Origin of the sequence: Vibrio aerogenes, from assembly GCF_024346755.1 — a bacterium.
In the GTDB taxonomy this organism is placed as follows: Bacteria; Pseudomonadota; Gammaproteobacteria; order Enterobacterales; family Vibrionaceae; genus Vibrio; species Vibrio aerogenes.
Genome location: NZ_AP024862.1, coordinates 1236929 through 1250788 on the forward strand (window position 1 = coordinate 1236929; position 13860 = coordinate 1250788).

Annotated in this window: 11 protein-coding genes; 1 reads left to right on the forward strand and 10 read right to left on the reverse strand. The window is 45.3% G+C overall.

Features of this window, described 5'->3' with window-relative positions:
- Position 1 precedes the first annotated feature (1 nt).
- From OCV29_RS22795 to OCV29_RS22835, 9 genes are read right to left on the reverse strand one after another with little or no spacing between them, the layout of a single operon-like run.
- Positions 2–1105 (reverse strand): glycosyltransferase family 4 protein, encoded by a 1104-nt coding sequence (locus OCV29_RS22795; protein WP_073602277.1) that lies wholly within the window; start codon positions 1103–1105, stop codon positions 2–4.
- Complete coding sequence (locus OCV29_RS22800; protein WP_073602278.1) at positions 1099–2313, reverse strand: glycosyltransferase family 4 protein; 1215 nt, start codon at positions 2311–2313, stop codon at positions 1099–1101. Before OCV29_RS22800 ends, OCV29_RS22795 begins: the two co-directional genes overlap by 7 nt.
- Entirely contained in the window at positions 2310–3311 is a 1002-nt protein-coding gene (locus tag OCV29_RS22805; RefSeq protein ID WP_073602279.1) for a glycosyltransferase, read from the reverse strand. Before OCV29_RS22805 ends, OCV29_RS22800 begins: the two co-directional genes overlap by 4 nt.
- Positions 3277–4686 (reverse strand): capsular biosynthesis protein, encoded by a 1410-nt coding sequence (locus tag OCV29_RS22810; protein WP_073602280.1) that lies wholly within the window; start codon positions 4684–4686, stop codon positions 3277–3279. The genes OCV29_RS22805 and OCV29_RS22810 overlap by 35 nt, the downstream gene beginning before the upstream one ends.
- Positions 4686–5903, reverse strand: a complete 1218-nt coding sequence (locus OCV29_RS22815; RefSeq protein ID WP_073602281.1) for a lipopolysaccharide biosynthesis protein — start codon at positions 5901–5903, stop codon at positions 4686–4688. The genes OCV29_RS22810 and OCV29_RS22815 overlap by 1 nt, the downstream gene beginning before the upstream one ends.
- A complete protein-coding gene (locus OCV29_RS22820) occupies positions 5900–8026 on the reverse strand; it encodes a GumC family protein (protein WP_073602282.1) in 2127 nt (708 codons plus the stop codon). The genes OCV29_RS22815 and OCV29_RS22820 overlap by 4 nt, the downstream gene beginning before the upstream one ends.
- A 1-nt stretch (position 8027) precedes the next feature.
- Positions 8028–8591, reverse strand: coding sequence for a polysaccharide biosynthesis/export family protein (locus tag OCV29_RS22825; RefSeq protein WP_073602283.1), 564 nt, complete (start codon positions 8589–8591; stop codon positions 8028–8030).
- Positions 8592–9881, reverse strand: a complete 1290-nt coding sequence (locus OCV29_RS22830) for an outer membrane beta-barrel protein (protein WP_084193206.1) — start codon at positions 9879–9881, stop codon at positions 8592–8594. It abuts the gene before it with no gap.
- Entirely contained in the window at positions 9865–11271 is a 1407-nt protein-coding gene (locus OCV29_RS22835) for an undecaprenyl-phosphate glucose phosphotransferase (protein ID WP_073602285.1), read from the reverse strand. The genes OCV29_RS22830 and OCV29_RS22835 overlap by 17 nt, the downstream gene beginning before the upstream one ends.
- 628 nt (positions 11272–11899) lie before the next feature.
- Between OCV29_RS22835 and OCV29_RS22840 the strand changes: the two genes are divergently transcribed.
- Entirely contained in the window at positions 11900–13504 is a 1605-nt protein-coding gene (locus OCV29_RS22840; RefSeq protein ID WP_073602286.1) for a HAMP domain-containing methyl-accepting chemotaxis protein, read from the forward strand.
- A 61-nt stretch (positions 13505–13565) separates the two neighbouring features.
- Here OCV29_RS22840 and OCV29_RS22845 read toward each other — a convergent pair whose 3' ends face one another.
- Entirely contained in the window at positions 13566–13844 is a 279-nt protein-coding gene (locus tag OCV29_RS22845; protein ID WP_073602357.1) for an EF-hand domain-containing protein, read from the reverse strand.
- Between the last annotated feature and the right edge of the window lie 16 nt (positions 13845–13860).

The following is a 13860-nucleotide window of genomic DNA, read 5'->3' on the forward strand; positions in this document are numbered from 1 at the left end:
TTCAATTCCCTGTGATTTTGTTATAAACGGCCTGCGTTTGGCCGGCAATCATCGCCCAGTCATACTTTTTCAGATGTGAACGGTAGTCACAATACGTTTCATGCTGCTTCAGAATGAGTTTATCAGTCAGAGCCGCCACATCTGAGACCGGAAAATAAACCTCTCTTTCCAGCGCAACTTCAAGATTTGCCGGAATATCACTGACGATAGCGGGTAATGAAAATGACATCGCCTCCAGCAAAGCAATTGGCAGTCCCTCATGATAAGACGGCATCACATATAACCCGGCCTGTGAAAAAACAGCCTGTAACGCATCGCCTTTCAAAAATCCGGTCAGTATCACCCCTTCTGTTTCCCTGGCTTTCTGCTTCAGGGATTCACTGTAAGGCGTCGGGTGGTCAGCATCACCAACCAGAACCAGAGGCTTTGATATGCCAGACTGCTGATACGCCTGAATCAAATCATGAAACCCTTTTTCCTCAACAAACCGGCCTACGGCAACAAGATAACCTTTGGGTGTCAGGTCATACTGCGCAAGTACCGCATCACTGGTCGCCTGGTCTAATGCTTTTGGCAAATTCACCCCATTATGGATCAGGTGCGCATTCTCTCTGCCATATTTTCCCTTAATGAGCTGATTAATCACCTCAGAAATCACGATGACTTCACTGGCGAATTTCACAGCCAGCTTCTCACCCAGTTTCAGGACCATTTTTGCCATCCGGCCCCACTTCTGCCGGTCATAATCCGGACCATGATGGGTAAAAACCACTTTCTTTCCGGCCAGACGCAACAAAGGAACAACCAGTCCCGGACCAATTGCATGCACATGTACAATGTCAGAGCCATCGGTCAACGTTGTCATCGCGGCAAATACAGAGTGTATGATTGCCTCCAGCGATTTTTTCTTTGGCGCAGTCACTGTACGCAACTGTACCCCCTGATACTCAGCGGTTTTGTAGCCCACATAAGGAGAGCGTGCAATCACGGTGACTTCCGAACCGGATTGCCGGACAATTTCAGGGTACAGGTTCTGACAGTGGGTTTCGACACCTCCCAGCACGCCGGGTATCCCCCGGGTTCCAAGCACAGTCACTTTTAACATTTCAATTCTCCCGTCAAAGACTGATATAAATCAAGCAATGCCTGCTTATGGCGGGTTAATGAATACTTTTCTTCCAGTCTGAGACGGGCGTTTCGCCCGTATTCATCAACTAATTCCGGCGCTGTCGCAAACTCATCCATCAGTTGCGCCAGCGCAACACCATCTCCGGCAGGAAACAGACGACCTTCCACACCATCCCTGACCTGCTCAGGAATTCCCCCAATCCGGGCCCCAATCACAGGTTTTCCATAAGCCATCGCTTCAAGAACAGACATAGAACAATTTTCATAACATTCGGATGGTACAATCACAGCAGTCGCATTGCGGATCAAAGATTCGAGTTCATCTCCTTTTTTGAACCCTAACAATTCAATATCGGAATACTGTCGGGACAGTCCTGCGGTTAACGGACCGTCTCCAACAATTTTTAATGGCAACTGACGCCGGGATAACTGATAAGCTTTTGCCAGTGTTTCAACCCCTTTTTCCCGGCTAAGACGTCCTAAATACAGAAAATAGCCACCATTTTGAGATTGACTAACACCAATCGATTCATCAATACCATTAACGATCACTTCAATCCGGTTATCCGGCAGTTTCCAGCGGATAATCCCGGCCAAAAACTCACTTGGAGCAATCATCATATCCAGCGCCCGGTAGTTACCTGAAATTTCCTGAAACCGGGCTTCAAGTGACAGCAGCAAACTCTTGAATAATGAACCATTCTGACACCTGTTTTTGGTCGCATGCCAGACACTTTTCTGCAGGCACTCTTCACAGGTATGGCCATCACGGTACATGGTATACGCAGGACAGGCTATTTTTGTATCATGAACTGTTAACACGGTTTTGCAGCCATTTGCTTTCGCGACTTTAATTACCGAAGGTGTCAGCTGATGATAAATATTGTGAAAGTGCACAATATCCGGTCGCTCCTGCCTGATCAGTGCTGCAAGTTTTTGACAGGCTTCCTGATTATGGATAAAGCGAATCGCGGTTTTTACTTTCGATATCAGTCCATGATGATCGTAATAATCAATATTCCGGACAAAGAAATCATTGAATGGAGATTCAAGGTTTCGTTCATGCTGCATCGAAAAATCGATCACCTGAAATCCTGCTTCAGCAGCCATCTCTCTTTCCTGAAAAAATACAGTTTCAGCCCCACCTTTCAAAAAGAAAAATTTATTCACCATCAGGATTTTCATTCTGAAACCTCCAATACTTCATGCACAGGGGTGACATCAGGTGCTTTTAATGGTGAAAGCAACCCGCGGATTAAACCTGCAGAGAAAACCGTCAGATTAATCACACTCAGGGCAGCGGCTTTCGCAGAACGGTTTTTCATTGCCTTCAACAGAAAAAATGCAATCACGGGTAACAATCCATATCCGATGAATCGCAGGTTTCCGCTCAAAAGTAATAAGCACAATCCGGACAAATATAAACTGAAAACCGCTTCATTTTTTACAGCCAGTACAGCATCCGTAAAATATGGTTTTTTCCACGCACTTTTGAGCAACTCACCAGATGCAAATGCATATCCGCCACGCCAGCGATGACGTAACAGAGCAAATGTCGGCATATCATAAGACTGGTGAAAAAAATAAGGTGTATTGAGCCGGCGTAAACGATAACCCGCATGTTTTAAACGCATCCCAAGTTCAGCTTCTTCATAAGCATGAAGCCCTGAGTGAGTCAGATAACCAATCTGTTCAATCGCAGAGCGGCGATAGAGTCCCCCGCCCCCCAGATGACTACAATCGCCAAGTGGATAGATTTTATGTAACCGCTGCTGCCGGGACTGAAATTCGTAGCTCACAGCTTCATCCATCGTGACTGTCCCTGCAACCCCCGCATAATCGGGATTCCGGAGTAAAAAGCGGACACCCCGTTCAATAAATCCCGGTTGGAGTGCCATATCGCCATCCATCAGCAATAAAAATTCGCCCCGTGCATATAAATAACCAAGTTGATGCCCAACACCACAACATCGGTCCTTCCCCTCTTTTAAGGTCACCACTTTTGCCTGATGACGCATTGCTATCTCTCTGGTTTTGTCATCGGACAAACTATCGGCAACAATCACTTCATATTGCATATGCAGAAAATCCAGTTGCTCCCGGATACTGTTTATCGTGCCGGCAATGCCTGACTGTTCGTTATATGTTTTAATGATGACACTGATAAAAGGCTTTTGATTCATAGCAAGATGCACTCACGGTTAAAACAGACTTACGAATGATAAAAGTTGCCCCAAGGGCAAAATAGAAAAGAAACTGCAGCATTGGCGTCAACATCAGGATCTGGCTGTATGGCAGACTCAGCAGCCCGGCCAATGCAAACGCAATCAATGCCGGTTGCCACGAAAGTAAACGCCGGTCCTGCAACGAAAGCTGTCCGGGTTCAAAAACCGGCCGGGGTGTGGCAACCCTGATGGTGTAGAACACCAGAAGGATGAAAAACAATGTGCCTGCCAGCCCGAGTTCCCACAACATCATGCTCAGGGATGTTGAATCCAGCAGGACATTAAAAATGATATTTAAAAAACCCGGCGCAACAGCACTGCCATGATTAGTGGCATTTAAACCATATCCAAACCACTGGCTGGGCCAGCCGTATAAATCGCTGTGTCCGGCCCAGAAAAAAACTGTGGTCATACGTCCAAGCTCCCCGGAAGGCATAATGTAATCCGGGTCAAACACATAATCGAGAGAGCTGACAAACAGGTCAAATGCACTCTTACCAGGGTCAGCACCAAATGCTGAAGCATAAGACGCACCGAGCACAAACACGGCCAGCGTCAATAAACCGATCATGCCTCCCAGAATAATCAGAATGATTTTCCAGTCATAACGTTTCATCCCGGTCATGTAACTCGGAGAAAACCAGATAAATGTCATCAGCAGCGGAGACAACAGAATAACAAACTTAATTTCGCCCAAAACACATAAAATAAAGGCACCACCGATGTGTAGCCCGGTTTGCAGTCTGGAAGCAACACCATGTTTATACTCAGAGAACTTGATTAGCATTATCAGCAGGCAGAATAACCCCATCGCCGCGGTATTTCCCCCGCCCATGGGATCACCACCAAATGTACCAACAACGGAATCCCACTTTTCAAATTCACCTTTCACCGCGACACGCTTGGGAACAATAACAAGGACCTGGAATAAAACCACCGGAAACTGCACGTAAAAAATCCAGTGCAACAAACGGACGATCCGGTAAAGCTGTGAACTGCCACAAAAACCAAGCAGAAGACAAGCCATCACCAGACTCAGCGCAAGTTCATTCTTCAGCCCGACAATAGTAATCGTGACACCATTTTGCAAAAACGTAGACAGCACAGCCACTGAAAAAAAACCGACAAACAGAATCAGGACAATCACTTCTTCCGTATCGAGGGAGAAATCAGCATAGCGGGTCTGCATCAGTAGCAGTCCGGCCATGACAAATGCCAGCATAAAAGGCAACCACAACACAGCACCGATGCCGGTAAAATACTGAATTATCCCGCAAAAGGCCAATGTTGCCAGGCTATATAGCTGAAAAAACAGCCCATGATTAAGCGCCATCACGCAACCGCCCCACTGATTTTTTGCCTGAGACTGACAGCACGCTGACTCACCCGAACATAAATAAAGGTATACCTAAGTGCCGAAAGTAACGCGTACATAAAAACGGACACGGCATAACTCTGATAAAAGGCCGGCAAAACAAGAAATGCCATCAGGACAACCAGCATCTGTTCCACCTGAATTCTCATGAAATACCGCTTTGAACCAAATACAAGTTCCAGAATGGTTAAGGGACACACCGCCAGCGAAGGGAATATATAAGGCAATATATAACGGGAAGTCGGCACGGAGTCAGCCCATTGATGAAACCATTCCAGCTGAACCAGTAACGGATAGAAAATAAAGATTCCTGCTGTTGCAATGATGGCCATAGCCAGCAGCAACCGGCGAACTTTTACAAATTCATCAAAATTAAAAAACTGACGACGGGAATCAGCAGACCAGCGTGAAAAGACAGAGTTGCGGACTGCATTTCCGGCAATCACCACCGGTGACAGACAAAAGCGACTGACAACTGCAAAATAACCCGCAGTAACCGCAGAAAACCAAAAGTTAATCAAAATAGTCGGTAAATTCGTATTCGCAATCGCCAGAACTTCGGCCACCCCCACATGGCTGAGGTGTGCCTTATTTTCACAGGCAAAACGCCAGTTTGCTTTCCATCCCCACTCAGCCCGTTTCAGATCGGACCGTGCCACAGAAAAACTCAGCCAAATCATTATCAGAATCATTAATCCGCCGGCCCAGACAGGATAAATATTGTTTGCAGAGCCAGTGATTAAAACAGAGGCAAAAACCAGCACCGAGACAGACAATCGCTGAAAGGCAAGATGACGCATTTTCTCTGCCCTGATTAACAGGTTTTCCGAGATAAGTATCCAGGCGTGTGCGATATTGAGCAGATAAATCAGCCAGAATGATCGCTCAAAAATAACCGAAGTCACAATGGCATAGATCAGGGATAACAGGCCCGTCTGTAGCAGACAGAACACAATATTCTGCCCAAGCTGAGATGTTTTTTGCCCGGGTATCAATAAATGAGAAGCAAACGTACACAGCTGCGCACCAATGATAACAATACTGTATGTCAGCGCATAAATACCAACATCTGCCATCCCATACCGGTGAGAAATAAGCCAGATAGACAGCGCACCGATAATCTGAGACATCAGTGATGAACTGGCAATAGTCAGAATACTTTTAATCAGGCTCATCTTTGCGCCATCCTCTCTAAATCAGCAATATTGCTTTTGGCCATAAACTGACGACTTTCTTCACTCAGTAAATCATCGTCTTTGACCTGATTTACCACACCGACAACCGCCTGATTCTCTCTGATCGGTAATTTCGCTATCACTTTTTGCAAATTCGGAGCGGAATACTGATTCGCTTTCACGACAACAACCAGTGAGTCCAATACCCGCATCAGTAGCTGACTATCCTTACTCTGTTCAATCACAGGCATATTAATGATCAATTGCTCATAACTTTGCGCCAGAGAGTCCAGAGCGCTGGTAAAAGCCTGGGTATCAAAAAATATCAGTGGAGAATCTGTCAATTCTCCACGGGTTAGTAAGTCAAGGTTTTTTTCCACAGGAGAAACCACTGTACTTAAAGAAGCACCAGAAACAAACGCAGCAAATCCTCCGGGATTCTCAGCCTTTGTTCCCGGTTCATTAAGTGGCGTGCTATGCCGGTAATCCAGATCTAAAATCAAAGTGCTTTTCTTTCTGGCGACAGAACGGGCAATCAAACGGGCAATCGAGGAAGCCCCTTCATGCGGGAAACAGGAGGCAATACCCAAGACTTTGATATCACGCTTACAAAAATCTATCGCCGTCTGGATACCATGAATAATTTCGGCAGCATGTGGATGGCGACTGACGACATTGACCCAGTCACTATGCTTATCAAACAGTGGAACATCGCCAACAGGTATAAGCCCCAGACGGGTTCTTAACTGATTCATCCCGGCAATGCGGCGATCCATCGCAGTCATCACGACAATCACCAGCACACTCAGCACCAGCGACAACACAAATGCCATCACAATTAACAGCTTTTTATTCTGTTTCTGGGGTTTTACCGGTACTGCAGCAGGATCATAAAGAATCGCGTCAGGTTCGCGGTACTGCGCCGCTAATCCCTGTTCCTTACTGCGTTTTAATAAGGTTTTGTACAGTTCCTCTGTCTTGTCAATTTCTGTCATCAGATCATTGTACTGATTCCGTTTCTCTACAAGCGCTCTGAATTGCTGAGTCTGTTCACGCAATAAAGCCTGATAACGTTGCTCTTTAATCTTTGCTTCCTGATACTTTTTAGTAATCCTTTCTTTCAATTCAGCAAAAAGTGCCCGGGACTGAGATTCAATCGCCTGAATTTCAGCACTGGCAGCAAGTACCTTTTGATGTTTCGGGCCATAAAGCCGCTGCAACTCATAAAGCTTGCGTTTTGCCTGAGTCAGCGCCGCCCTTAAATCCTGCAACTGGGCATGATCAGCGATCTCCGGCAGTGAAGCGAAGGTACTCACAGATGAACTGTCCGTATTCAGCATGGTTTCATAAGCAGCCTGAGCTGCCAGCCTGCGCTCTTTCGCATCAGATAATTTGTTCGTTATCAGTCCCATTTTTTCATTTTCAAGACCATCGATCCCATGGAACATCAAAAGACCTTTATCATCGAGAAACTGCTTCAGCTGCTGTTTTTTATCTGTGAGTTGTTTTTTCAGCTTCTGAACCTGCTGTGTATTCCATGCCTGCGCCTGTGCGGTCTTTTTCACTTTCTGATCAACAGAATATTGAATAAACGCCCGGGCAACCCCATTCGCAATCTGCGCGGATTCAACTGCGGATTCTGATTTATACGAGATATAAATCAATTGTGTCTGACGCACTATCGTAAATGTCAGACCCCGGCTTAAAACCTGTAGCGCATGATTGATCCGTTCCTGGTCAGATGGTTTTTGTATTTCAGCTTTATCCGGATCAACGCCGTTAAACCGGGGGTTTTTATCGAGATGCATATCTCTCACTGCCCGCTCAAGTACCACACGGGACTGCATCAAATTATATTGTGTTTCATAATACGGCGGACGGGTCGAATCATAATGATCCACGGGATCGATAGGCGTGGCATTATCGGCCTGAGCCTTAATCAGTACAGTGGCTGTGGCAAGATATTTGGCCGTCATTTTGGCAATAAACGGCACCGGAACGACTGTCAATACCATTGTAATCAAAGCAATTTTCAGCACATGCTTTCTGAATGCCCTGAAAAATGGTGCAAAATCAGTACGGCTTTCAACATTCGCACTCTGTGCAATCAAAGAAATGGTCATCTCAGAAAAAACTCTTCCCGATAATAATCGTGTCTCCCGGATAAACCGGATAGGTAGCAGGAATATCTTTCAGCAATTGACGGCCCGGATGACGAATCTGAATATCATCCTCATCAGCCCGATCCGTCAAACCGCCTGCCAGCGCAATAGCTTGTTCTATGGTTAAATCAGGCTGGTACTCATAGCCATTGGGTGATTCAACTTCTCCCGTAATATAAAACTGACGATAATGCTCTATTGTGACACTCACCATCGGATCACGCAGGTAGTCCCCTTTGAGACGTTGTTCGATATTCTCCTCAATTTGAGTCAGGGTTCTGCCAGCCAGCCTGACTTTTCCGATAAACGGAAAACTGACTGAACCACCCTGACTCACCATCAACGTCATTGACATACCGGGCTCGTTGTAGACCATAATCCGGATCTGATCACCGGCCGCCAGCCGGTAAGGTAAAATATCTGTTCTGCCAGTCTGACCACTGTTCTCTGCACGCTCAGCACAGCCAGCACCCAAAGAGGACACAAGCAGACAAACACTCAGGATAGAAAACACGAACACTCTCATTTAAATTTGTACCTTTATTGACAGCCGGAACTGATGTTGGTCATAACCGGGCATGCGCATCACTGCTTCATCCCTGTCAGGACCAATAAAGAAAATATCACCGGGCTGATTTGAAGTTTTTTTATGTTGCTGATAACTCAGCTCAAAACGGACTGAGGGGCGGAAATCATAGCCAATGACGACCTCAGATGTTCGTATGACATCTTGCCTCTGACTATCGGACATATGATAGTTTCCGCTTTGATATGACCACCCGAGCCGGGTTGAAAGCCTATCATTTCCCCAGTGATGTAACCAGGAAATGGCGGCACCGGAGTTAAGAATATATCCACCGTTCTCCGTCGGATCTTCCACTTGCTGCCAGCCATTCAGGGACCATAAAGAATGCTTCACTGGTTGCCATTGCGCACTCAGATTCCAGTTCAGGCCCTCAAAATTCAGGGCCCGCTCGTTGTGCGGAAACTCCTGATGTAACCAGGAAACATTCCCGGCCAAGCGGGTCATCCCTGAATACCGGGTCTGAAAACCTAACCGGAGGAAGTATTTTTCTGAATCCTTGATTTTATTGGTTTGAAACGCCCGCTGTGTCGCCATCAGGCTATACCGGAGCTGGCTGTCTGACGAAAGCCATTGGCTCAATGCGACAGTATATGAGCGTTCATCCCATGCCTGATCGCGAATATAAGATCGGAAATTATCATCAATATTTCCGGTATCAGAAAATGAAAATGTTTTCCCGCGCAGAGAAGTCGTCAGCTTCGGGCTTCCCTCGGGTAAACCAAAATCATACGCCAGTTCAGCATCAAGCATTGACGTTTGTATCGGTCGGTTAACCCCATACCGCCTTAGCTGAATATCACTCAGTCCTTCCGTCACACCTTGTCCGCGGGATTCATGACCAGATATCCGGCGGATATCCCACCTGAAAGTGTGTCGTTTTTCCGGCAACCATTGGCCCGAGAAAGCATACATATGGTCCGAGTAATCATCTGCCGGGCTCTGCCGGAACTGTCGGTACTGGCCGGTATACATCAAACGGAAAATTCCCTGACCAGGTTGACCGGAAACTTCGATTTCAGGACGAATAAACATAAAATCAGAACGGACAGCGGCTCTGGCAGCAGAGCGCCCGTTCTGATAAGTCACATTCGAATTGTCACCAAATTGTGTTTCGACCTGACTCCTGAACTTTATTCCGGCAATCAGCTGATGTGATTTTGGCGTCAAAGCAGCAGAGGCAGAGCAGGAAATCATCAAGGCCAGCCCAATCAGGTCAGTAAGCCGCTTCACTGACAAACCCTACAAAAACTGTTTTAAATATGATTTTTAAGTCAAACCACAACGACCAGTTTTGCATGTACTGAATGTCGTACTGAACACGTTTTTCCATTTTATCGATCGTTTCAGTTTCACCACGGTAACCATTGATCTGCGCCCATCCTGTGATGCCGGGTTTCACTTTATGACGAATCATGTAGTTGGAAATAATGGCCCGGTATTGCTCATTATGTGCAACTGCGTGAGGTCTTGGACCAACAATCGACATGGATCCCTGAAGCACATTAATAAACTGAGGCAATTCATCCAAAGACGTCCGCCGGATAAAAGCGCCAAATTTTGTAACCCGTGGATCATGCTTGGTTGCCTGCCGGACATGGCTTTCATTCTCCATCACCCGCATTGAACGAAATTTCCATACTTTAATTTTCTTACCACCAAGACCATAACGATCCTGCTTAAATAAAACCGGTCCGGGAGAGCTCAGTTTGACACCGATCGCAATGACAATCAGTACCGGTAAAATCATCAGCATAATAAAACTGGCAATAAAGATGTCTTCCAAACGTTTAACAAAAGCTCTGAAGCCATTAAAAGGTGAAGAGAAGACACTGAAAATTTGCACATTACGGACTGTATTCACACGGGACACGGCCAGATGATAACTATCCAGATCCGGCACCATAAATGTGTCTACCATGGTATCTGACAGCTGATCAAGACAATGCTTAATTCTGTCACGGGCCACCATCGGCAACGCAATATAAACGTGGTCAATCTGTTCTTTTTTCGCTTTTGCCACCAACTCATCCAGCGAGCCACCATAAAGACTGCTGCGTAAGCCCATCAGAGAATCCCGCTCATCATAAAATTTGAGATCAATACCCCGCGAACCAAATTCTTCTAACAGCGCGTTCTTCGTTGCAATCCCGGCTTTCGTTAAACCAATAATTGCAACCCGCTTTTTCACTTTAAAAACACGCCCGAGAAACAGGCTCCCCAGACGGGCGCCAAGCATCAACACAATGGCAAAGAAAAACCACAGATGAAACGTCAGAAAATTCAAATGGTGCAAATGGCTCTCAGACAACTTACCAAAATCATCTGAAATATTGACCACCAAGGCAATGACGGCATAAGAGATCGAAGCCGTCAGCAAAAAACACCAGCAAGATTTTTTTAGTTGTTTGGTGAAACGTTGCGAATATAGCCGGGTCATCTCCCCAATCAGAATAAATAACGCACTCAAGAAGATTCCGGCAGATATATCAGCGATGGTTTCACTGGCACCTGTACTGTGGATTAAGCCTGATAATAATAAGTTAATGACCAGCACATCAAAAACTTTAGTCACTGATGAATAATCATCATCGACTAATCGAAGTGTTTGTCTGAATATCATAAGTCCCTCACACAAGACTGACGTATAAACACAACCAGACGCATAACCGGAATACAGGTATGCAATCTGTCACAAAACGGGCGCTTATTGTACTGATGGCATTTTGGAAAGTTAGTGAATATTTCTTTTTCTGTGACAATGCCAATATTTTGAATAATTTCACAGAAAAACATCCATAAACTGACAAACATCACATATTAAATTTATTGCAAATAAGATATCATGCAATAATTTTGATCTGTGCCATAGATTTTTTGCTGAATTCAATTTATTTAGATATGAATTGAGTTCAACCTATCATTCTGATGAAACATTGTGCCCTGGAAATGACATTAACATATAAAATATGCTTCATAATGTGGGCGGTGATCAAAATTGACAATACTTTGATAAGCGCTTTCTGAATAAATCCTGAATATAAGTCACTCTTTCAGCACAATATTTCTTTGATGACTGAAACACAGAATTAAGTCATATCAATTGAAGGGTTAATTGTTATAATATGCATCCGGGATAACAAAATCTATTCCCATCAACCAGAGATTTGCTGAACACTTAAACACAGTATAAATCAACAGATCCTCAGGCATACATACAAAAAAATAAGCCTAAACACAATGGATTGAATATGACTATCACAAAAAAACTACTGCTATTATCCTGCACGTTCACTTTAATATTAATCATTGTTTCCGGTGTCGGTTTTTGGGTTTCCCAGAATAGTACTGACTCACTCGAATTAATTAACGAGAAAGCGATTCCCGGGCTGAATTTACTTCACTCCCTGCGCTCAGATCAACAAAAAATTGCCATCGACCTTTTTCGTCATACATTGGCTAAAACACCGGCAGGCCAGCATAAGATTGAAAATTCAGTGAACCAGCTTGCCAGCCAGCTAAAATCTGGTGCCCATCAATATGCATTATTTGTGACCGGTGAAAAAGAAAAGCAGATCTATCAAACTGAGCAACAGCTGATCACTGAATATCTGACGATGTTAAATCAGTATTTTGAAAAATCACGCCGTCATGAAAATGCCCTCGCTATGGCTGGCCCGATGGGAGCAAAACGGGCAGAACTTGCCGCTGTATTCGATCAACATCTCACCTATACGATTGGCAAAGCACGGCAGTCAGCCCAACACGCGATAGAGAGAGCAAATTCCGGGACCTGGTCGTCTGTGATTGCCACACTGATTTCAATCGGGGTTGTTCTGCTGCTCAGCTTTTTGATTGTACACAATATCCGCAGTTCTATGACGGAAATACAGAAAGCCATGAACACATTTGAAACGAATCTGGATTTGACGGTCCGGGCGCATGTCTCCGGTCATAATGAAATGGCATACATTGCCAATTCATTTAACCGGGTCTTAGATCGCCTCAATACCAGTTTTAAAATGGTTTTAAAACAGTCGGCACAACTCAAACAATCATCAACTGAAATGCATCATTCAGCATCTCAGGCGACAGAAGCCTCTTCGCGTCAAACTGATGCATCGGCGGATATCGCAGCCAGCATTGAAGAAATGACGGTCAGTATTTCAGGTGTGGCAGAACGGGCAGATGAGTCACGCCATTTATCTGACCAAACCCGCGAACTTGCCAGGCAAGGCATCCATGTCATTCAGGAGACAACGGAACATATTCATACCATTGAAAAATCGGTCAATGCGGTGTCTGCTGGCGTAAAAGCACTGGAAACACATGGCGGAAATATTTCCTCAATTGTTACCGTCATTAATGATGTTGCTGAGCAGACGAATTTGCTGGCACTGAATGCTGCAATTGAAGCAGCAAGGGCCGGGGAAAAAGGACGGGGCTTTGCTGTCGTTGCTGATGAAGTGAGAAGTCTTGCAGAACGCACCGCTCAGTCAACACAGGAAATTTCATCGATGATCTCGGCGATTCAATCAGTCTCTGCTGATACTGTCCGCCAAATGTCAGAAGCTGAGCAACTCATTATCAATGGCGTTGAATGTGCAGAGCAGGCAAACAGTACGATTGTACGGATTACAGAGGCCAGCACACAATCCATGCAAATGGCAGACGAAATTGCCACAGCCATTAAAGAACAAAACACAGCCAGTCAAAGTATTGCTTCTTATATTGAGCAGGTTGCGAAAATGGCTTTAGAAAATCACGAATTTGTAAAAGGCAGCGCAACTACGGCTTCAAATCTTGAGGGACTCGCTCAGGAAATGAATCAGGTAGTCAATGAATATAAAATTTGAATATCAAACCGGGGCAGCCAGCCCCGGTTTTGAATAATTCGATGCCATCCAGTAGCACAGCTTAACGTGGCTCTGGCGGCTTGTGTGACTGCATGAATGCGTCTATTTCTTCTTCCGTCAGTTGTGAATCACCATCCGTATCTATCTGATCAAAATCCTCAGCCAGCGGTCCCCTCACCTCATCCTCAGTCAGCACACCATCATGATTCAGATCTGAATCAGCAAAGGATGGCGGCGGTCCGGGAGGTTCTCTGCGGGATGAATCGGATGCAAAAGAAAGCGCCGGAAATATCAGCAAAGCCATAAAAATGGTTAATGTAAAACGGATATTACTTTTCATTTTTTCCTCGTTTGGT